This is a genomic window from Streptomyces cyaneofuscatus (genome assembly GCF_042718795.1).
Classification (GTDB): Bacteria; Actinomycetota; Actinomycetes; order Streptomycetales; family Streptomycetaceae; genus Streptomyces; species Streptomyces cyaneofuscatus_A.
In genome coordinates this window covers 210,878-230,122 of record NZ_JBHXOX010000004.1, presented here as the reverse complement: position 1 = coordinate 230,122, position 19,245 = coordinate 210,878, and the positions used below count along the sequence as shown (strand labels likewise).

The 19,245-nt window shown below is 72.2% G+C and carries 19 protein-coding genes and 1 pseudogene; 6 read left to right on the top strand and 14 right to left on the bottom strand.

All coding sequences use genetic code 11. The features are described from left to right. The 9 genes from ACFWRT_RS05735 to ACFWRT_RS05695 form a co-directional block, all read right to left on the bottom strand. Nucleotides 1-603, bottom strand: a complete 603-nt coding sequence (locus tag ACFWRT_RS05735; protein WP_380951346.1) for a hypothetical protein — start codon at nt 601-603, stop codon at nt 1-3. Between the two features lie 102 nt (nt 604-705). Further along, nucleotides 706-1,512 (bottom strand): HAD-IIA family hydrolase, encoded by an 807-nt coding sequence (locus ACFWRT_RS05730; RefSeq protein WP_380951345.1) that lies wholly within the window; start codon nt 1,510-1,512, stop codon nt 706-708. 74 nt (nt 1,513-1,586) lie between these two features. Continuing rightward, nucleotides 1,587-3,131: an alkaline phosphatase family protein gene (locus tag ACFWRT_RS05725; RefSeq protein WP_380951343.1), complete on the bottom strand. Its 1,545-nt coding sequence runs from the start codon at nt 3,129-3,131 to the stop codon at nt 1,587-1,589. A 159-nt stretch (nt 3,132-3,290) separates the two neighbouring features. After that, nucleotides 3,291-4,355 carry a 2-aminoethylphosphonate ABC transporter substrate-binding protein gene (locus ACFWRT_RS05720; protein ID WP_380951342.1) on the bottom strand — a complete coding sequence of 355 codons (1,065 nt, stop codon included), beginning with the start codon at nt 4,353-4,355 and terminating at the stop codon, nt 3,291-3,293. Between the two features lie 60 nt (nt 4,356-4,415). Beyond that, entirely contained in the window at nt 4,416-5,213 is a 798-nt protein-coding gene (locus tag ACFWRT_RS05715) for an ABC transporter permease (protein WP_380951341.1), read from the bottom strand. Further along, a complete protein-coding gene (locus ACFWRT_RS05710; RefSeq protein WP_380951340.1) occupies nt 5,200-6,099 on the bottom strand; it encodes a 2-aminoethylphosphonate ABC transporter permease subunit in 900 nt (299 codons plus the stop codon). Before ACFWRT_RS05710 ends, ACFWRT_RS05715 begins: the two co-directional genes overlap by 14 nt. Then, nucleotides 6,092-7,228 (bottom strand): ABC transporter ATP-binding protein, encoded by a 1,137-nt coding sequence (locus ACFWRT_RS05705; RefSeq protein ID WP_380951339.1) that lies wholly within the window; start codon nt 7,226-7,228, stop codon nt 6,092-6,094. The genes ACFWRT_RS05710 and ACFWRT_RS05705 overlap by 8 nt, the downstream gene beginning before the upstream one ends. Continuing rightward, entirely contained in the window at nt 7,225-7,947 is a 723-nt protein-coding gene (locus tag ACFWRT_RS05700) for a phosphonatase-like hydrolase (protein ID WP_380951338.1), read from the bottom strand. Before ACFWRT_RS05700 ends, ACFWRT_RS05705 begins: the two co-directional genes overlap by 4 nt. A gap of 5 nt (nt 7,948-7,952) precedes the next feature. Continuing rightward, a complete protein-coding gene (locus ACFWRT_RS05695; protein WP_380951429.1) occupies nt 7,953-9,077 on the bottom strand; it encodes a TIGR03364 family FAD-dependent oxidoreductase in 1,125 nt (374 codons plus the stop codon). A 163-nt stretch (nt 9,078-9,240) separates the two neighbouring features. Between ACFWRT_RS05695 and ACFWRT_RS05690 the strand changes: the two are divergent. The 3 genes and pseudogenes from ACFWRT_RS05690 to dhaL all read left to right on the top strand — a co-directional run. Next, nucleotides 9,241-9,348 (top strand): annotated as a pseudogene (locus tag ACFWRT_RS05690) (universal stress protein); the annotation flags it as partial. 262 nt (nt 9,349-9,610) lie between these two features. Continuing rightward, entirely contained in the window at nt 9,611-10,603 is a 993-nt protein-coding gene (locus tag ACFWRT_RS05685) for a dihydroxyacetone kinase subunit DhaK (protein ID WP_380951337.1), read from the top strand. 43 nt (nt 10,604-10,646) lie between these two features. Continuing rightward, complete coding sequence (gene dhaL, locus ACFWRT_RS05680) at nt 10,647-11,324, top strand: dihydroxyacetone kinase subunit DhaL (protein WP_380951336.1); 678 nt, start codon at nt 10,647-10,649, stop codon at nt 11,322-11,324. Between the two features lie 18 nt (nt 11,325-11,342). On the opposite strand, the gene ACFWRT_RS05675 is transcribed toward dhaL, so the two are convergent. The 4 genes from ACFWRT_RS05675 to ACFWRT_RS05660 all read right to left on the bottom strand — a co-directional run bounded on the left by ACFWRT_RS05675 (nt 11,343) and on the right by ACFWRT_RS05660 (nt 15,585). Then, nucleotides 11,343-12,071: an HAD family hydrolase gene (locus ACFWRT_RS05675; protein WP_380951335.1), complete on the bottom strand. Its 729-nt coding sequence runs from the start codon at nt 12,069-12,071 to the stop codon at nt 11,343-11,345. A 573-nt stretch (nt 12,072-12,644) separates the two neighbouring features. Next, a complete protein-coding gene (locus ACFWRT_RS05670) occupies nt 12,645-13,424 on the bottom strand; it encodes a GntR family transcriptional regulator (RefSeq protein WP_380951334.1) in 780 nt (259 codons plus the stop codon). A 131-nt stretch (nt 13,425-13,555) separates the two neighbouring features. Next, nucleotides 13,556-14,845 carry a peptidase gene (locus ACFWRT_RS05665; protein WP_380951333.1) on the bottom strand — a complete coding sequence of 430 codons (1,290 nt, stop codon included), beginning with the start codon at nt 14,843-14,845 and terminating at the stop codon, nt 13,556-13,558. Between the two features lie 107 nt (nt 14,846-14,952). Further along, on the bottom strand, nt 14,953-15,585 hold the full coding sequence (locus ACFWRT_RS05660; RefSeq protein WP_380951332.1) for a TetR/AcrR family transcriptional regulator: 633 nt from the start codon (nt 15,583-15,585) through the stop codon (nt 14,953-14,955). A 77-nt stretch (nt 15,586-15,662) separates the two neighbouring features. Here ACFWRT_RS05660 and ACFWRT_RS05655 point away from each other — a divergent pair, with 77 nt between their 5' ends. Then, nucleotides 15,663-16,163, top strand: a complete 501-nt coding sequence (locus ACFWRT_RS05655) for a hypothetical protein (RefSeq protein ID WP_380951331.1) — start codon at nt 15,663-15,665, stop codon at nt 16,161-16,163. 36 nt (nt 16,164-16,199) lie between these two features. Here the strand turns inward: ACFWRT_RS05655 and ACFWRT_RS05650 are convergent, their stop codons facing one another. Continuing rightward, the gene (locus ACFWRT_RS05650) at nt 16,200-17,351 is read right to left on the bottom strand and encodes an ROK family protein (RefSeq protein ID WP_380951428.1); all 1,152 of its coding nucleotides are present in this window, start codon (nt 17,349-17,351) and stop codon (nt 16,200-16,202) included. A gap of 210 nt (nt 17,352-17,561) precedes the next feature. Between ACFWRT_RS05650 and ACFWRT_RS05645 the strand changes: the two genes are divergently transcribed. After that, nucleotides 17,562-18,680, top strand: coding sequence for a Gfo/Idh/MocA family oxidoreductase (locus tag ACFWRT_RS05645; protein WP_380951330.1), 1,119 nt, complete (start codon nt 17,562-17,564; stop codon nt 18,678-18,680). Continuing rightward, nucleotides 18,677-19,156: a heme-degrading domain-containing protein gene (locus tag ACFWRT_RS05640; protein ID WP_380951329.1), complete on the top strand. Its 480-nt coding sequence runs from the start codon at nt 18,677-18,679 to the stop codon at nt 19,154-19,156. The genes ACFWRT_RS05645 and ACFWRT_RS05640 overlap by 4 nt, the downstream gene beginning before the upstream one ends. The last annotated feature ends 89 nt before the right edge of the window (nt 19,157-19,245 follow it).

Sequence of the window (19,245 nt, the reverse complement as noted above, 5' to 3'; positions counted from 1 at the left end):
TCAGTCCGCGGCCGGGTCGCGGCGGCGGCGCGAGGTGCGCAGGGCGAAGGCCACCGAGGCGACGGCGGCGAGGACGAGGCCGATCACCGCGTGCCGGGTGCCGGGGCCCTCGGACTCCGCTCCCCGTTCGGCGAGGACGGCGGTGCCTCCGCCGCCCGCCTTGACGGGGGCCACGGGCGAGGGGCGGGTGTGGTGGATGACGGTGAGGGTGCCGGTGGCCTTGCCCTTACCGTCCTCGCACGTCACCCAGACGTCGTAGGAGCGGGGTTCGGCGTCGGAGCGGATGGTGGCCTCGGCGTAGAGGCCCTTGTCGTCGGCCGGGGCGAAGTGGGCTTCCGAGACGAAGGCGTCGGAGTTGCCCTTGGCGCGGCGGCCCTTGCCGCAGATGTCGACCCAGAGTTCGACCTGTCCGCCCGGGGCGATCGTGGACGGGGTGACGGAGACGGTGCCGGTTCTCCGGTCGTCGTCACCGGCCCGGGCGGCCGGGGCTGCGGCCAGGGATGCGGCCGGGGATGTGGCCGGGGCTGCCTGGGCGGCGGACCCCGGCAGGGCTATGAGCGCGGCCGCCGCTGCGGCACAGAACGTGATGGACGTGGAACGCATCGTGAACCTCCTATGGGAAGGTTCACGCCTGGGCCCGGGGCCCGCATCCGCAGTCCTCCATTCGAGCGATACCCGAGGGACTGCGGACGCGGTTCACGCAGCTCAGGGGCGGTCCGCCTGGTCCGGGAGGTCGATGAGGTCGACCAGGTCCGCGATGGAGTCGACGATGTGGGACGGCCGGAACGGGTAGCGGTCGACGTCCGCGAGGCCCGTCAGGCCGGTGAGGACCAGGAACGTCTGCATCCCCGCCTCCAGGCCCGCCAGCACGTCGGTGTCCATCCGGTCGCCGATCATGGCGCTGGTCTCGGAGTGGGCGCCGATGGCGTTCAGCCCGGTCCGCATCATCAGCGGGTTGGGCTTGCCCGCGAAGTACGGCTCCTTGCCGGTGGCCTTGGTGATCAGGGCGGCGACCGAACCGGTGGCGGGCAGCGGGCCCTCGGCGGACGGCCCGGTCTCGTCCGGGTTGGTGCAGATGAAGCGGGCGCCCGCGTTGATCAGCCGGATCGCCTTGGTGAGCGCCTCGAAGCTGTACGTACGGGTCTCGCCGAGCACCACGTAGTCCGGGGCGTGGTCGGTCAGCACGTACCCGATGTCGTGCAGCGCGGTGGTGAGCCCGGCCTCGCCGATGACGTACGCCGTGCCGCCGGGGCGCTGGTCGTCCAGGAACTGGGCGGTGGCGAGCGCGGAGGTCCAGATGTTCTCCACGGGCACGTCCAGGCCCATGCGGGCGAGGCGGGCGTGCAGGTCGCGCGCGGTGTAGATGGAGTTGTTGGTGAGGACGAGGAAGGGGAGCCCGGAATCCCGCAGCCGCTTGATGAAGGCGTCGGCGCCCGGGATCGGGATGCCCTCGTGGATGAGGACGCCGTCCATGTCGGTGAGCCAGGAAGTGATCGGCTTGCGGTCTGCCATGTGCGGGGACTCCTGCCGTACGTACTGCGTGCTGGGGGTGCCCGGACCACGCCGTCCCGGCACCCCCAGCATAATTAGCTGGTGGTGATCTTGACCCCGTCGATCACCCAGTACCAGTTGTTGGCGCCCGTGTAGTGGAACCGGAAGCTGACGCTGGTCGCCCCGGCCGGGACGCTCAGGCCGAGCGACTGCGGCTGGGAGATCACGTCCGAGGTGAAGGAGCGGACAACGGTCGGGGTACCGCCGTTCCACGAGGCGAGGACGCGGGCGCTCTGGCTGCCCTCCTGCCGGTAGAGCGTGGTGAAGTCGAGCGTGACGATGGACTTGCCGCCGACCGCGTACGCCGGGGTGACGAGCGTGGAGTCGAACGGGCCGGAGGAGGCCTTGTCGTCCCACTCGTCGGAGTCGGCCACCGCGAAGATCCCGCGCGAGCGGACGTTCAGCTCACGGGACTGGTCGCGCTGGGAGCGGCTCCAGAACTCGTCGGTGGCGAAGGACCAGCCGCGCCACTCGGCCACGCCCCCGGTGCCCATCGCCGAGTTGATGACCGACCAGCCGCTGGGCGCGGTGTGGGTCCAGCCGAGGACTCCGGCCGGGATGCCGGTCTCGTCGACGCGTCCGGCGAGCGCCGGGTAGAGGGCCTCGAAGGCGTCGGTGGAGCGCTCCTGGATGGGCTTGCCGTCCAGGCCCCAGGCGGGGTCGGGGGTGATGGAGAGCTGCTTGAAGACGGTGGCGGCGACATCGACCAGGCGGGTGTCGCGGGGCGTGGCACCGGCGGCGATGCCGGGGCCCTGGGCGAGGACGAAGGTGCGGCGCTCCTCGACGGTGCTGCCGCCGTGGCCGCCCGCGTCGGTGTGGCCGTGGTCCGTGGCGACGATGACCGTCCACCGCTCGGTGGCGTAGGAGGGTCGGGCCTTGATCGCGGCGAGGAGGCGGCCGAGGTAGCCGTCGATGACGTCGATCGCCTGGCGGTACTGGGCGCTGGCCGCGCCGAGGTTGTGGCCGACGATGTCGACCTGGCCGAGGTAGGCGAAGACGACGTCCGGGTTCTGGTTGCGCAGGATCGACTCGGTGTCGGCCGCGATGGTGGCGTCGTGGCCGGTGTAGCCGTCGCGGTCGCCGTCCAGGACGAGCTTGGCGTCGGCGCCCGCGGTGACCGTGCCCTGGGCGTCCAGGGGCTTCCAGTCGACGGCGGCGTACGTGGAGAGCTGGGGGCGGACCTGGGCGAGGCGGGCGAGGAAGCCGGGGTAGCGCGTGTAGTTCTTGCCGGCGAAGGAGTTGTCCTTCACGCCGTGCTTGTCGGGCCAGACGCCGGTGGAGATGGTCGACCAGCCGGGGCCGGAGGAGGTGGCGGCCATCGGGTTGGCGTACAGCAGCGAGGTGCCGTACGTGCCGTTCGCCATCATCCCCTTGAGGTGCGGGGCGCTCGCGGCGGCGATGACGTCGTGGCGGAGCCCGTCGATGCCGACGACGAGGACCTTGTCCTTGCTGGTGCCGTTCGGGAGCGTGGGCGGGGCGGCGTGGGCGGTGGTCGCAGTGGCGAGGGAGCCGACCGCCGCGGCGGAGGCGGCGGCCGCGGTGGTGGCGAGCACGGAGCGCCGGGAGAGGGTTCGGGACACGTGATCCTCCGGAGGGGACGGTGACACGGGGTGGGTGGCGGGAGAACTTCGTGAACTGCCTTCTGGACCAGACCCGTTATGTTGGCGAGACCATGGAGCCGGGTCCAGAGCTGTGCGGGAACAGACCTTCGCAGGGAACGGTGGCCGTGAGGTGGCCGGTCAGCTTCCGGTGGCCGTCTTCCAGGCGTCGACGTACGTGTCCAGGTTGGTGCCGATGTCCGACCAGTCCGGCTCGAAGATCTCCACGCCCTCCAACAGCCCGTTGAGCTCCTTGGCGTTGGCGTCGGTGGCCTTGATGTCCTTGCGGGCGGCGAACCCTCCGCCGACCGCGCTGACATCGCGCTGGGCCTTCTCGGAGAGGAGGAAGTCCAGCAGCTTCTTGCCGTTCTCGCTGTGCGGGGCCTTGGCGAGGAGCCCGGCCGCGTACGGGAGAGCGAAGCTGGTGGGCTTCCCGTCGCCCTTCGCCGGGAACCAGATGGCGAGGTTCGGCATGTCCTTGGACTGGGCGTAGTTCATCTGGACGTCCCCGTTGGCGACGAGGAGTTCACCCTTGTCGACCTTGGGCGCGAGCTTGCCGGTGGAGGCGGACGGGCCGACGTTGTTGGTCTGGAGCCGCTTCAGGTACTCCATCGCCGGCTCCTTGCCGCCGAAGTCGTGCATCGCCTTGATGAGGACGGCGGTGCCGTCGCCCGCGACGCCGGGAGTGGAGTACTGCACCTTCTCCTTGTACGAGGCGTCCAGCAGCTCCTCCCAGGTGCGGGGCGGGGTGGTGAGCCGCTGCTTGTTGTAGATGAAGCCGAAGTAGTTGTTGACGACGGAGGTCCACTTGGCGTCGGGCGCCTTGTCCGCCGCACCGACCTGGTCGGCGCCCTTCGGCTCGTACGCCGCCAGCAGTCCCTTCTCGTCGGCCTGCTGGATGAAGGGCGGGAGGGTGACGAGCACGTCGGCCTGGGTGTTGGACTTCTCGCGGACGGTGCGCTGCACCATCTCGCCGGAGCCGCCCTCCACGTACTTGACCTCGATGCCGGTCTCCTTCTCGAACTCCTCGAAGACCTTGTCGTACCAGCCGTCGCCGTTCTCACCCTTGAGGCCGTCGGCGCTGTAGACGGTGACGACCTTCTCGTCGGAGGCGGCGGAGGTTCCGCCGCAGGCGGTGAGGGTGACAGCGGCGAGGGAGAGGGCGCCGAGGACGGCGAGGGGCTGGGTGAGGGCAGGGGTGCGCATGGGATGTCTTCTCCTGGAGCGGTTACGTGACGGGGTATCGGGGTATCGGGATTCGGGTTCTCAGCGGTAGGAGGCGCGGGTCCGGATGCGGGAGACGGCCGTCAGGACGAGGAGCGTCGTCCCCATCAGGACCACGGCGAGTGCGGCGCCGGTGAAGAGCGAGCCGCGGTCGGTGGCGGCGAAGATCTGCACCGGGAGCGGGGTCCAGTCCGGCGGGTAGAGCATCATCGTGGCGCTCAACTCCCCCATGGACAGGGCGAAGCAGAGCCCGGCCGCCGCTGTGAGCGAGGGCAGCAGGAGCGGCAGCCTGACCCGCCACAGGACGCGGGCGGGGCTCGCACCGAGGCTGGCCGCCGCCTGCTCGTACATCGGGTCCAGGCGCCGGGCGGCGGCCGAGACGGACTGGTAGGCGAAGGCGGTGACCAGCACCGTGTGGGCGATGATCACGATCCAGCGGGTGCCGTTGAGGAGGACCGGCGGCCGGCTGAAGGCGACGAGCACCGCGAGGCCGACGACCACGGACGGCACGGCGACCGGCAGCATGAACAGCGCGTCCAGGAACCGCTTTACGCGTCTGCCGAGGGAGTCGGCCGCGAGCGCGGCCCAGCCGCCGAGGGCCAGGGCGAGCACGCTGGCGCAGAGGGCGGTGACCAGGCTGGTGGTCAGCGCCTGGAGGGAGTCGCCGCTGGTCGCGGCGGCGTAGCGGGTGGTGGTCGGGCCGGAGGGGAGGGCGCCGGACCAGTTCGTGGAGAGCGAGGCGGCGAGGATGACGAGGAGGGGGACGGCGAAGAGGGGGAGGAAGAGGAGGGCGAACGCGGACCAGGTGGCCCACTTTCCCGTTCGGCTATGCACCAGCACGACGGCTCACCACCCGGTACAGGCTGTAAAGCCCCACGGAGAGGACGATGTTGACGACGGCGACGACACAGGCGGCCGGGTAGTCCGACTCCAGGATCGCCTTGCTGTAGACGAGCATCGGCAGCGTCGTGACCCCTTTCGCCCCGGTGAACAGGACGATCCCGAACTCGTTCAGGCAGAGCACCAGGACCAGGCTGCCGCCCGCCGCGAGCGCGGGGAGCGCCTCGGGCAGGATCACCTGCCGCACGATTCGGAAGGGCCCGGCGCCGAGCGAGGAGGCCACTTCCAGTTGAGCGGTGTCGAGTTGGGAGAACGCGGCGAGGAGCGGGCGCATCACGAAGGGCGTGAAGTACGTGATCTCCGCGAGCAGGACGCCCCAGGGGGTGGTCAGGAAGTGGAAGGGGCCGTCGGCCGCTCCCGTGACGCCCGTCCAGGCCCCGTTGGCCATGCCGACCGACCCGTAGATGAAGAGGAGGGCGAGCGTGATGAGGAAGGACGGGAAGGAGAGGAAGACGTCGATGAACCGGGCGACCGCCTTGCCGCCGGGGAACGGGACGAAGGCGATGACCAGGGCGAGGACGAAGCCGAGGACCAGACAGCCGACGGTGGCGCCGACCGCGAGCCAGACGGTGGTGGTGAGCGCCTCGCGGAAGGCGGTGGAGGCGAAGACCTCGGTGTAGGGGGCGAGGGAGGCGCCTCCTTCGTCCAGTGATTCCGGCGTGAAGGACTGCCGGACGACGAGGGCCAGGGGGTAGAGGAAGCCGAGCGCGAGGACCAGGACGGGCGGGAGGGCCCAGGCCCAGGTGGGTGTCCTGGTGAGGCTCAGGGGTTTCCGGCGGACGGTGGTGGCGCTCGGGGTGGTGGCGGGGGCGGCGGTGTCAGCCACTGGCCACCTCCCGCGTCCGGGTGTCCGGTGCGGCGCCGGCCGGGAGCAGCACCGCGTCCTCCGCCGCGAAGTGGAAGGTGACCGGGTCGCCGAGGGCCGGGGGGTCGCGCAGTTCGCGGAGGTCGGCCATGAGGCGGTGGCCGGCGACGTCGGCGTGGACGCGGTGGGTGGAGCCGCGCCACTGGACCTCGGTGACCGTGCCGGTGAGCACGTTGGGCCCGGCGCCGAGGCCGACGAGGTGCGGCCGGACGCAGAGGGTGACGGCGGCCCCGGGGAGGGCGGCTGTCTCCGTGTACACGTCGAGGGCGGTGCCCGCCAGGTCCACGCGCCCCGGTCCGGTGACGGTGACCGGGAGGAGGTTGGCGTTGCCGACGAACGAGGCGGTGAACTCCGTACGGGGTCGGCGGTAGAGCTCCTCGGGGGTGCCGCAGTCCTGGAGCCTGGCCCGGTCCATGACGGCGATCCGATCGGCCAGGGTGAGCGCCTCGACCTGGTCGTGGGTGACGTACAGGATGGAGACGTCGGGCAACTCGCGGTGCAGCCGGGCGAGTTCGGCGAGCATGCCGGAGCGGAGCCGGGCGTCGAGTGCGGAGAGGGGTTCGTCGAGGAGGAGGACGCCGGGGCGGATGGCCAACGCGCGCGCGATGGCGACGCGTTGTTGCTGGCCGCCGGAGAGCTCGCGGGGGTGGCGGGTGGCGTACGCGGCCATGCCGACGAGTTCGAGGGCCTCGGTCACCCGCCCGGCGATCTCGGCCTTGGGGGTGCGGTGGGCCTTCAGGCCGAAGGCCACGTTGTCCTGGACCTTGAGGTGCGGGAAGAGGGCGTACTGCTGGACCACCATCCCGATCCCCCGCTGGTGGGGCGGCAGTCGGGTCACCTCCCGCCCGCCGATGAACACGCGCCCGGAGGCGGGCCGGACGAACCCGGCGACGGCGCGCAGGGCGGTGGTCTTGCCGGAGCCGGAGGGGCCGAGGAGGGCCATGACCTCGCCGGGTTCGACGGTGAGGTCGAGCCGGTCCAGGACGGTGTTCTCCCCGTACGCGACGCTGACCCCGTCGAAGCGGATGCCGCTGGGGGCGGTGGGCTCAACGGTCGGGCCGGTGGCGGCGGCGAGGGTTTCGGGGCTCATGCCTCGGCCCGCGCGATGAGGTCGGGCAGCTCGGCGACCGACGCGAGGACGTGGGTGGCGCCGTTCCGGTCCAACTGACCGGCGTCGTGGGCGCCGGTGAGGACGCCCGCGACGAGCCCGGCGCCGGAGCGTACGCCGCTGAGCATGTCGTACGAGGTGTCCCCCGCCACCACGATCCGCCGCACGTCGTCCACCGCACCCGTGCGCAGGAAGGCGGCCAGCACCATGTCCGGGTAGGGGCGCCCCCGGCTGCCCGCGTCGGCGGGGCAGAGGGTGAGGGGGACGAGGTCCTGCCAGCCGAGGGCGGCGAGGATGGCGTCCTGGGTGGTGCGGGCGAACCCGGTGGTCAGGACGACGGTACGGCCTTCGCCGGTGAGGCGCTCGACGGCTTCCCGGGCGCCGGGGATCGGAGCGACACGGCCGCCGTCGACGAGTTCCCCGTACGCCTCCTCGAAGGCGGTGTTGGCGTACCGGGCCTTCTCCTCGTCCCCGAAGAGGTACCGGAAGACGGAGATCTTGGACTCGCCCATGGTGGCCCGTACGTAGGCGAGTTGGCGCTCGTGCTCCACCGATCCCGGCTGCACACCGAGGCGTTCTGCGGCGGCGGAGAAGGCCTGCTCGACGAGGCCGCCGTCGGCGACGGTGGTCCCGGCCATGTCGAGGACGACGAGGTCGAAGGAGGTGCGGTCGGTCGCGTGTGTCTGTGTCGCTGAAGTCATGTGGTTCACCAGCCCAGTTCGTCGGCGGTCGTTTCGGCGATGGCGGGCGAGCACGTCATGCCGCGCCCGCCGGGTCCGGTGATGAGCCAGACCCCGTCGGCCACCTGCTGGCGGTGGACGACGCGTGAGGTGTCGGTGCACTGGGCGTAGACGCCCGCCCAGCGGTGCCTGATGCGGGGCAGCGGGCGGCCGAGGAAGGCCTCCACGACCCGGGTGAGGTGCTCGTACGGCTCCTCGACGGTGTCGAAGGCGAAGGGGTGCTCGTACTCGTGGGTGTCCCCGATGGTCAGCCCGCCGTCGTTCCGCTGGACCATGAGGAGCTGCATGCGGTGTTCGGCGGCGACCGGGTCCTGGGGCTGGTGGGCGTTGAGGGCGTCGAGAGCCTCGCCGCGGTAGGCGGGGTAGTAGCGGAAGCTGTCGGCGTCGGCGACCGAGGTGGTGAGGGGTTCGCCGAGCGGGTCGGTCTGCATCATCTGGAGGCGGACGCGGCGCACGGGCAGCCCGGGCCCGGCCAGTTCGCGGACGAGCCCGCCGAGCCAGGCGCCGGTCGCGAGGATCACGGCGTCTCCGGTGTGGACGTCACCGTGGTCGTCGCGCACGGAGGCGGTACCGACGACCTCGCGAACCTCACGGCCGCCGAGGAAGGTGTACCGCCCGGAGGCCAGCAACTCAGCCTTCAGGGCGAGTTGGGCGGTGCGCGGCTCGACCGCCGCGTCCCGTTCGCACCAGAGGGCGGCGGTGAACGTGCCGCGCAGGGCGGGGTTGAGGGCGCGGGCCTCCTCGGCGGTGAGCAGCTTGTAGCCGCGCGCCGCCGCGTCGGGCCGGGCGAGCGCCGCCTCTGCGACGGCGACCTCGGCCCCGGTCCGCAGCGGGGTGAGCGAGCCGCAGGCCCGGAACCCGAGCCCCGGCACCCGCCGCCCGATCCCCTCCCACAGCTCCCGGGCCCGCAGGGCGGTCTCCAGCTCCTCGCCCCCGGCCCGGCCGCTGACCCAAATCTGTCCGAAATTGCGGAGCGATGCCCCGCGCGCCTCGCTCTCGCGCTCGATCTGTACGACCTCGTGGCCGCGGCTGACTGCGTGCCAGGCGTGCATGGTTCCCACCACGCCGGCTCCTACGACGATGACTCTCACGGCGGCCACGCTCCTCGGGTCGGGTGTCCCGGACACATCCGGTCGACAACGGGATGGTGAACGACCCCGCAAGTTTGGACTAGACCCGTTATGCATTCGTGATCTATTGATGGCCTCCCCCTCGGCGCCCTCCACTCGTCCGGCGGCCTCCAGGAGGGGAGATGTGGAGGGTGAACCGTTCGCGGCGCTCATGCAGGTGGACCGGGAGTGCTCGGCCGACCCGCTGGTGGTGGGCACCCGCGGCCTGCGGTCCCTGGCCGGCCACACCCTGAGAACGCTGCGCCCCGTATGCGTACGCGGCTACGAGCGGCCGCGCCCTGTCCGCAGGGCCGGGACACCGAACCCTTTGGTGAACGGCACCTCGATCGCCGCGCACAACCGGAGGGCTCGGTCGAGGACACCTGGGCATTCGAACCCACATGCCATCTCTCCTCGGACTTGCGCGGCATCAGCTGCCATCGCAACCTGGTGAAACCGTGTCCGCCCCTGCGGCCCGTCGGTCCGCTGGTGCGCCTGGATATCCGAGGAGTGAGATGTCCGCGTACTTCGAGACCGCCACCGGTGACCTCGCCTCCGAAGCGCTGCGCTCCTTCGCCGATGTCCATGGGGAAGTGGTATCGGCGCACTCCCGGTTCGGCTTTCTCACGGCACGCGACACATCCGCGTCGCGCACCGTCGGTCTGCTCTCCGGCGGGGGATCGGGTCACGAGCCCCTGCACTGCGGGTATGTCGGACGGGGCATGCTCGACGCCGCCGTCCCCGGACGGGTGTTCGCCTCCCCGCACAACCGGCAGGTGTACGAGGCGTCTCTCGCGGTCGCCCGCTCCGGAGGGGTCCTCCATCTCGTGAAGAACTACACCGGCGACCGCATCAACTTCGGAATCGCCGGCGAGCGCCTGGCCCACAAGGGCATACCGTGCGCCCGCGTCCTCATCGACGACGACCTCGCCTCCGACGCGGCGGACATCGCCGTCGGACGGCGTGGAACGGGTGGCACCGTCCTGGTGGAGAAGATCCTCGGTGCCGCAGCGGACACCGGCATGGGACTCGTCGAGCTCCGGAATCTGGGCGAGCGACTCGTGGCGCGCTGCCGTTCCCTTGCCATCGCCACCTCCGCACATACGTCCCCCGTCACCGGTGAGCCCGCCTTCACGCTGGAGGCAGGCCGGCTCGAGTACGGGGTGGGCATTCACGGTGAACGCGCCCGTTCGACCATTCCCCATCGGCCGCTGCCCGACCTGGTCGAACGGATGACGACGGAACTACTGGCGGCGCTGCCCGTCGACACCCCGGTGATATCACTGGTCAACGGCCTCGGCGCCACCACCCTGCTGGAGCTGTACGCGGCGCACGGGCAACTCGCCCATGTACTGCGGGGCGCCGGAGTGCCGCTCGCCCGCAGCCTGGTCGGCAACTACATCACCTCCCTGGACATGCACGGTTTCTCCATCACCCTGATGGCCGTCGACCCCCAGACCCTGAGCCTCTACGACGCCCCGGTCCACACCCCGGCCCTGCGCTGGTGAGGAGCGGGCCCGTTCCACCGCAGCCGACACCGGGAGGACCTCCATGGCCGAACCTGCCAGCAGCGCCCGCTTCACCTACGGCTGGATGCGACGGTTCGCGGAAGCGGCCCACCGTGGCGAGCCCCTGCTCACCGCCCTTGACCAGCAGGTCGGCGACGGGGACTTCGGAGTCAACCTCACCGCCGGGGTGGACGCCGCCCGGGCCCGCTGGGACCGGCTCCCGGATCCGGACTCCGATCCCTCAGCACCGCTGCTGGCTACGGCCGAGGCGTTTCTCGACGAGGTCGGCGGTACGAGCGGCCCCCTTTTCGGCCTACTGCTGCAGTCATTGGCGACAGCGATCGCCGGGGACGGCCTCACCACCACCGCGCTGGCCGACGGCTTCGCCGCCGGCCTCGCCGCGATCCAACGCGTCGGTGGCGCCCAGCCAGGCGACAAGACCCTCGTGGACGCCCTGGCTCCCGCCACCGACGCCCTGCGCTCGGCCGCCCCGCGTACTCCCGCGGCGGCCGCGCTCGCGATCGCGGCCGAGTCCGCGTGGGACGGTGTGGCCGCGACCGCGAGGCTCCGGGCTCGTATGGGGCGCTCCAGCTACCTGGGTGGACGTACCGAAGGAATTCCTGACCCGGGGGCCGTCGGCGTCGCCCTCCTGTTGTCCTGCGCCCAGGCCGAGACCCCCGACCTCGGCGCACGCCTGGACGCCGTACGCGCCACCGGCTGAGTCAGCGCACTCCGGCCGCTACCCGGCACGCACCCACTCCAGGTCCAGCAACTCGGGGGCGTGGAGGGTGGGCACCCAGAGATCGACCGTGCTTTCCCGGCCGTCGGCGGGCCGCTTGCCGACCCCTACCACGCGCAGCCCCGCCCGGCGGGCCGACTCGATGCCGGTGAACGAGTCCTCCACGGCCAGCGCCCGTTCGCTCCGGGCGCCGCACAGCTGTGCGGCGGTGGCGTAGACGTCCGGCCACGGCTTGGGCCTGATGAGCGTCCCACCGTCCGCGCTGCTGGTGGCCGCACCGGCCGACCCTGGGTCGCTGGGGACGACGATGTGACCGAAGTGCGACAGCAGGCCGGCCTGCTCCAGACTCCTTTCGACCACCTCTAGGGGGCAGTTACTCGCGACCGCCAGGGGAAGGCGGCCGGACAGGCTCTGGACGAACTCGGCCGCCCCGGGCATGGTCACCGGGTCATCGGCGACACACTCCATGAAGTGGGCGAGCAGCGACTCGGTGAGCTCCGGTGCCAGGTCGGGCTTGTCGGCCTCCTCGGCCATCATCCGGCCGCAGTCGAGGTAGTGGACTCCCTTGGCGCGTTCGGCGAACCCCGGCGCCGGCCGCAGGCCGAAGTCCCGGAACGCCCGGCCTCGGGCGTCCTGCCAGTGCTGTTCGGTGTCCATGAGGGTGCCGTCGCAGTCGAAGACGACGGCTTCGGGGGACCAGCCGCGAAAGGGCTGCTCTGTGATGGTCATCAGTGGACCACTCCTGAGGGAAATGCGATCCGGCATGACGCGGGACCGCGGGCCGTGGGGGGCGCCACTTCGCGTGCGCTTGCGAAGCTCCTCGCGCTGCCCACTGCGGCCTGCAGTCGGGCGCGGACCAAAAATCGGCTCATAGGCCGTCACGCAAAAGTGGCGTTACCGAGAAGCTATTCACTCTTGCGCAAGCCGCGCAATCACTGACTTGGCCGCTCGACACTCATGCGGGAAATCCACTAGGCGAAAGCGGGGGGCGACCAGCGGCATGGCGGATTCTTTTGCCAACTGTATTCATCAGAGCCCGTGTTGAGGAAATGCGACCTGGACGAATTACCACGACGGAGGTTTTCATCTATTCAGCCAGATGGCCGGAAATGGATGAACCGTGGCGCTTAATGCACTCTCAGGTGTGCACACTCGAAAGAAAGTAAGAGGATGTGGACTGCCTACCCCTTGTTTTACCAGCGTACGCGGAGCGCAAAGCATTCTCTCAACGCGCGCCCGGGCTCTACGCAGGCAGGAAGCGGTGCACTTCGGGTGCCGGGACCGTCCGGCTGAGGCGCTCCGCTAAGGCGCCTCACGTCGAGCGGGCTCCCCCAGATGCGTGGTGAAGGAGAACCGGTCCCCCCGGAACAGGGTCCGCACCCGCTCCAGCGGCCGTCCCTCCGTGTCCCGCGAGAGCCGGTGGAGCAGAAGCATCGGCAGGGCGGGCGGGGTCCCGACGAGCAGGGCCTCGCGGGGCGTGGCGAGCACGGTCTCGATGCGCTCGTCGGCGTCCCCGAAGGCGATGCCGAGCCGGTCGCGGAGGTAGGCGTAGAAGGAGGAGTCCGGGTCGAACTCCAGGTCCAGCGAGGGGAGTCGGGCGACACTGACGTACGTGCTCTCCAGCCCGACCCGCTCGTCGTCGGCCAGCAGCACGCGCTCCAGGTGCCAGACGGGTTCGCCGGGCGTCACCGCGATCTCGGCGGCGAGGGCGTCGGGGCAGGGGAAGCGTTCCAGCCCGATGAGGTGCCGGCCGGGCCGCCGGCCCTGGCGGCGGACCCCTTCGGTGTAGCTGGCGAGCGAGAGCGGCTGCTCCAGCTTGGGCCCGGCGACGACGGTCCCGCGCCCCTGCCGCCGCAGCCGCCCTTCCAGCAGCAGCTCGCGCAGCGCCTGCCGTACGGTCTCGCGCGACACCTCGTGGCGCAGCGCGAGATCCCGCTCGGTGGGCAGGAGTCCGCCCTCGCCCAACTCGTCGAGGAGCAGCGAGATCCGGGCCTTGACCGCGTAGTACTTGGGAATGCGGCCGTGCTCCGGGATGCCGGAGCGGATGGGTGCGCCAGGTGACTGGTCGTTCGGGTAGTCCACCGCCCGATGGTGGCAGATGCAGGTGAACGGCCTGGTTGCGGTTGTGGTTGCGGTCGCGGTCGCGGTTGTGGTTGTGGTTGTGGTCCCGATCTCGGTCGCGGTTGAGGTTGCGGTCGCGGTCGCGGTCGCGGTCAGCTTGTGGGGCGGCACATCCGGCGGCCCTTCCTCATGAGGGCGCCGCCGCAGAGGACGAGCGCGGCGGCGGCCGCCCCGGCCCAGGGCAGGAGTTCCGGTCCGGTGCGGGCGAGTTCGGGGAGCGGGCGGCCGGTCGCGTAGTGGGGCGGACGTGCGGGCCGCTCCTTGCCGCCGCCTGCTTCCTGGTCGGCCGTCGCCCCGTCCGGGCGGGGAAGGTGGCCGGGGTCCGGGGCGGGCTCCTTGCCGGGTCCGGTGTAGTCGGGGGTGGGGAGGGGAGTGAGGGGGGAAGTGGGCAGGGGCGTGGGGGTGTGGGTGCGTGGGGGCGTCGGCGCGGCGGAGGGTGGTGTGGGTGCGGCGGAGGACGTGTCCGTACGGGGGCGGGGCTCCGCGGGGACGTCCGTACTATCGCCGCTGTCCTCCTCGGTGCGTTCCGGCCGGGGCACCTCGCCCGTGGCACCGTCGGCGATCACGAACCGGTACGCCCCCGACTCCCCCACCCAGTCGCCGTCCTCGCGCCCGCCGCCCTTGGCCTTGTCCTGGTGGCGGCGCTGGACGACGGCGGCGTGGGCGGTGACCCGGCCGGGTGCGGTGTCGGAGGTGAAGGCCATCCGGACCCGGACGCTGACGGTGGCGCCGGCGGGGACGGTGAACCCGAGGAAGCCGTCGTCGGAGCGGTCGGATGCTTCGTCGGAGTCGGCGGAGCTGCCGGAGCTTCCGGAGCTTCCGGAGCTTCCGGAGCTCTCCGAGCTTTCGGCGGGGGCCGATCCGGGGTCGCCGTCGAAGACGCCGATCTGTTCGTGGCGGTCGGTGGTCTCCCAGGTGACCCGGTGTTCGGTTCCGGGGCGGCCGGGCTCGGAGAACTTGAGCTGGATCTGCTCGGTGGTCAGCTTGCGGTCCTCGTCGTTCAGCACGAGCACCGGGTGCAGGGCGCGGCAGGCGGTGTCGGTGGTGTTGGTGAGGTCGAGGAACCAGGTGCCGTAGCCGCCGCCGGAGGCGTACGTCGTCGGGGCGTCCTGGATCCGTGCCTCGATGGGGAACTCCTCGGCGCCCGGGTCACCGCAGGTGGGCTGCTCGCCGGCGGCATCGGCTGCCCGCGAGGCCGGCCCGGCTGCTGTCCCGGCTGCTGTCCCGGCTGCTGTCCCGGCTGCCGCTAAGGAGGCGGAGGCCGGGTGGGCGGCGGCCTGCGGACCGCCGAGGAGCGCGGCGGGCACCGCGATCCCGGCGGCCAGCCCGAGGGCGGCGAGCGCACGGGCGTCACGCAGCCGCGCGCAGGAGGTGGGGGACATGGGGGCACCCTTCGCTGCTCGCGAACGACCGGGGCGGGGGCCGCCGGTTGTGGCCTCCGACGCAAGCACGCGCGCGCGGACTCAGAGAGTCGACATGCCGACACAGCTCATACGATCACCCGACCGGCTTCGGGTTCTTCGAGCAGGGTCGCGCCGGACACCAGGGCGCGGGCGGTGTCGGCGAAGTACTGCTCGTCGGCGCCCGGGGCGAGGCCGAGCAGGACGCCCTGGCTGAGGCCGATGAGTACGGCCCTCAGCGCGGTGGTCAGCCGGTGCGCCCGCCCCTCCGTCACGAGGGCCCCCTCATGCCGCCGCCCAGTGAACAGGGCGATCAGGCGGCCCTCCTCCGTCCGGACCGACGCGGCCAGCCGGTGGCCCACCTCGGCGTCGTGCAGGGCCATGTCCAGCAGGGTGAACTGCAGCGACTGGCCGGCCGGCGCGTCGGCGGCATCACAGGTCCGCCGGTAGTAGCGGGCGAAGGCGTCGACCGCCCCCAGGAGATCCGCGTCCGCCGGGATCGCCTGCTCGATCTCCTCGTAGTGCGGCTGGAGGTAGTCGGTGACCAGGGCGCCCAGCAGCCCGCTCTTGCTGCCGAAGAGCGAGTAGACGGCCCCCGTCGTCAGCCCGGCCCGCTCGGCGATCTCGTCGAGCCGGGCGCGGTGCCCGTCCCGGGAGACGACGTGGAACGCGGCGTCCAGCAGGGCGCGGCGGTTACGTTCCTTGGTTTCGGCTCTCGTCATTCTCATAACTCAATTATTCTAGTAACCAGATTACGGAAATGCACGGGACGTGAGATCCGAGGAGGAGAGGAGCAGTCATGTCACGCATGCTTGCGGGAGCCATCGGCGACGGCGCGTTCAAGGTGGTGCTGGGCGCCGCCTTCGCCGTCGGCAGCGCCTGGTTGGGCGACGTGTTCGGGGTGCCGGCCCGGCTCATGGTCGTCTCGGGCGCGGCCCTGCTGATCGGCGGCGGGATCGAGGTCGTCTTCGTCCGGCGCCGCCCGATGGCCACCTGCCTGCGGCTGATGATCACCTACGACATCGGCTGGATGGTGGCGAGCGCCCTCGCCCTGGTGGTGGCGTGGCAGGGCGGCACGGCCGGGGGCGAGCTGTGGATCGCATACCTGACGGCGGCTCCCCTGCTGATGGCCGCACTGCTGGTACGTACGCCCACCGCGTCCCCCGGGCCCGAAGCACCCGCACCCCCCGGGCCCGACGCACCCGCCGCACCCGCCGCCACGTCCGTACGACCGCCGGTCCGGGACACACCCGTCGCCACGTCCGTACGACCGCCGGTCCGGGACACCCCCGCGGCCTGACCGGACCCCTGGCTCCCCCTGCCCCTCCTCCCCCTCCTACCCCCGCTCCCCCACCCGCCCGAACACCGGCGCGAGCACCAGTTGGGCCGCGCCCTCCGCGACCGGCCGGTCCCCGCCCCTCGCGGCGGTGACGGTTACAGTGCCCCCGCCGCCGCCCCGGGCGGCCCGCTCCTCGATCACGGCCCGGACGCCCCGTACGTACGCGTGCTCGTCGGCAGCCACCGTCCGGCCGCCCAGCACGACCCGGTCGATGTCGAGGAGCCCGACGAGGTTCGCCGCGCCCGCGCCCAGGACCCGGGCCGCCTCCGCCCGGTCGCCGCGGGCCTCGGCGGCCAGGCACAGCGCCTCGACGCAGCCGCGCCCGCCGCACCCGCACAGGGGCCCGTCCAGTTGGAGGGTCTGGTGGCCGAACTCGCCGGCCCCCGTCCGCGCGCCCCGGTGCACCTCGCCGCCCAGGACGAGCCCGGCGCCCAGCCCCGTACCGAGGTGGAGGTAGGCGAAGTCGCCGGGCGGCTCGCTCGGCGAGAGCGCCAGGGCGAGTGCGGCGGCGTTGGTGTCCTTGTCGACGGTGACGGGCAGCCCGGTCCGCTCGGCGAGGGCTTCACGCAAGGGGAAGCCGTCCCACTGCGGGAAGCCGGTGACCCGGTGCAGTACGCCGTCCCGGTGGTCGAGCGGGCCGGGGACGGCGACGCCAAGACCCAGCACCGGCTTGTGCGGCTCGGCCGCGCTCAGGTCGCGTACGGCGTCGGCCGCGTCGGCGAGGACCTGTTCCGCCGGGGCGCCGAAGTCGAGCGGGGCGGTGGTGACGGCGACCGGGCGCCCGGCGAGGTCGACCAGGACGGCGGTGAGCCCGTCGCGGTCCAGGTGGAGGCCGACGGCGAACTGGGCGTCGGGGACGAGCCGGAGCACCGTACGCGGCTTGCCGCCCGTGGAGGGGCGCAGGCCCGCGCCGACGGCCAGGCCCTCCGACCGCAGCCGGGCGGTGATCTTGCTGACGGCCTGCGGGGTGAGGCCGGTGCGCTCGGCGAGCTCCAGCCGGCTGATGCCGTCCGCCCCGGCCGCCCGCAGCAGGTCCAGGACCAGCGCCGCGTTGTGGTGGCGCAGGGCCGGCAGGTTGACGCCGGCCTGGCTCTTCGCCCGACCGGGCACACCCACCCCGGCAACCTGGCTCTTCGCCCGACCGGGCAGCGCCACCCCAGCCTGGCCCTGCGCCTGGCCCGGCGGAGCCACACCGGCAGCCTGGCTCTCCGCACGGCGCGGCAGAGCCGTCCCGGCCTGGGTCCTCGTCCGGCTCCCGTTCAACGGTTCACTCCCCTTCACCACCCCGTCACCGCCCCGTCCCCACCCCATTGTGCCGGTCGCTTGCACTTTGGCAACAGCGTTGCTTAAGTGGATCGCATGACCCCCAAAGCCCCCGGCGCCCCTCTCCGCGTCGCCCTCGTCGGTTACGGCCTGGCCGGCTCCGTCTTCCACGCCCCGCTGATCACCGCGGCCGAGGGCCTGGTCCTCGACACGGTCGTCACGTCGAACGAGGAGCGCCGGGCCGAGGCCCGCGCCGCGTATCCGGACCTCCGGTTCGCCGCCTCGCCGGACGAGCTGTGGGAGCGCGCGGACGAGCTGGACCTGGTCGTGATCGCCTCCCCGAACAAGACGCACGTCGCCCTCGCGACGGCCGCGCTCAAGGCCGGTCTGCCGGTGGTCGTGGACAAGCCGATCGCCGGGACCGCCGCCGAGGCGCGCGAGCTGGCGGCGCTGGCCGAGGAGCGCGGGCTGGTGCTCTCGGTCTTCCAGAACCGCCGCTGGGACAACGACTTCCGCACCCTCGCCGCGCTGATCGCCGACGGTGAGCTGGGCGAGGTCCAGCGCTTCGAGTCCCGGTTCGAGCGCTGGCGTCCGCAGCCGAAGGGCGGCTGGCGCGAGTCGGGCGACCCGGAGGAGATCGGCGGCCTGCTCTACGACCTGGGCAGCCACGTCGTCGACCAGGCGCTGGTGCTGTTCGGCCCGGCGGTGCAGGTGTACGCCGAGTCCGACGTACGGCGTTCGGGCGCGGCGGCGGACGACGACACGTTCATCGCGATCACCCACGCGAACGGGGTCCGCTCGCACCTGTACGTCAGCGCCACCACGGCCCAGCTCGGCCCGCGCTTCCGGGTGCTCGGCTCGGCGGCGGGCTATGTGAAGTACGGCCTGGACCCCCAGGAGGCGGCCCTGCGCGAGGGCAGGCGCCCGGGGTCCGGCGGTGAGCCGTGGGGCGAGGAGGCCGAGGAGGTGTGGGGCCGGATCGGTTCCGGCGAGTCCCCGCTGACCGGCGGCGGCACCCCGGTCCGTACGCTGCCCGGCGACTACCCCGCGTACTACGCCGCCGTCGCCTCCGCCGTGCGCGGCGCCGGTGAGAACCCGGTCACCGCGCTCCAGGCCGCAGCGGCCCTGGACGTGCTGGAGGCCGCACGCCGCTCGGCCCGCGAGGGCGTCTCCGTCACCCTCCTCCCCCACCATGACGAGGAGCACAGCGCATGACGACCACCTCCCCCACGATCTCCGAGCTGATCGCCCAGGAGCGCCGGCTCACGCTCCCGCACTTCTCCTACGACGACGCGTTCGCGCTCGGCAGCCTGCTGGTCGCCCTCGCCCGGGAGCGGCACGCGCCGGTCGCGATCGACATCCGGCGCGGGACGCAGCAGTTGTTCCACGCGGCGCTGCCGGGTTCGAGTGCGGACAACGACGCGTGGATCGACCGCAAGCGCGCGGTGGTCGAGCGGTACGGGGAGAGCTCGTACCTGGTCGGCACCCGGTTCCGCGCGAAGGGGACCACGTTCGAGGAGTCGTCCCGTCTGGACCCGGACGCGTACGCGGCGCACGGCGGTTCGTTCCCGATCGCGGTGGAGGGGGCGGGTGTGATCGGCACGGTCACCGTCTCGGGGCTGCCGCAGGCGGAGGACCACGCGATGGTGGTCGAGGCGCTGGAGCAGTTCGCGGCGACGCCGGCGGGCTGAGGGAGGTACGTGAAGGGGGCGCCGTCACCGTGCGAGTGACGGCGCCCCCTTCACGTACAAGAGAGGCCCCTCACGTACACGGGCGCCCC

Coding starts and splice junctions, on each gene's coding strand:
- ACFWRT_RS05735 (WP_380951346.1), bottom strand. CDS start 603: ATGCGTTCCACGTCCATCACGTTCTGTGCCGCAGCGGCGGCCGCGCTC.
- ACFWRT_RS05730 (WP_380951345.1), bottom strand. CDS start 1,512: ATGGCAGACCGCAAGCCGATCACTTCCTGGCTCACCGACATGGACGGC.
- ACFWRT_RS05720 (WP_380951342.1), bottom strand. CDS start 4,355: ATGCGCACCCCTGCCCTCACCCAGCCCCTCGCCGTCCTCGGCGCCCTC.
- ACFWRT_RS05705 (WP_380951339.1), bottom strand. CDS start 7,228: ATGAGCCCCGAAACCCTCGCCGCCGCCACCGGCCCGACCGTTGAGCCC.
- ACFWRT_RS05700 (WP_380951338.1), bottom strand. CDS start 7,947: ATGACTTCAGCGACACAGACACACGCGACCGACCGCACCTCCTTCGAC.
- ACFWRT_RS05685 (WP_380951337.1), top strand. CDS start 9,611: ATGTCCGCGTACTTCGAGACCGCCACCGGTGACCTCGCCTCCGAAGCG.
- dhaL (WP_380951336.1), top strand. CDS start 10,647: ATGGCCGAACCTGCCAGCAGCGCCCGCTTCACCTACGGCTGGATGCGA.
- ACFWRT_RS05675 (WP_380951335.1), bottom strand. CDS start 12,071: ATGACCATCACAGAGCAGCCCTTTCGCGGCTGGTCCCCCGAAGCCGTC.
- ACFWRT_RS05665 (WP_380951333.1), bottom strand. CDS start 14,845: ATGTCCCCCACCTCCTGCGCGCGGCTGCGTGACGCCCGTGCGCTCGCC.
- ACFWRT_RS05660 (WP_380951332.1), bottom strand. CDS start 15,585: ATGACGAGAGCCGAAACCAAGGAACGTAACCGCCGCGCCCTGCTGGAC.
- ACFWRT_RS05655 (WP_380951331.1), top strand. CDS start 15,663: ATGTCACGCATGCTTGCGGGAGCCATCGGCGACGGCGCGTTCAAGGTG.
- ACFWRT_RS05645 (WP_380951330.1), top strand. CDS start 17,562: ATGACCCCCAAAGCCCCCGGCGCCCCTCTCCGCGTCGCCCTCGTCGGT.
- ACFWRT_RS05640 (WP_380951329.1), top strand. CDS start 18,677: ATGACGACCACCTCCCCCACGATCTCCGAGCTGATCGCCCAGGAGCGC.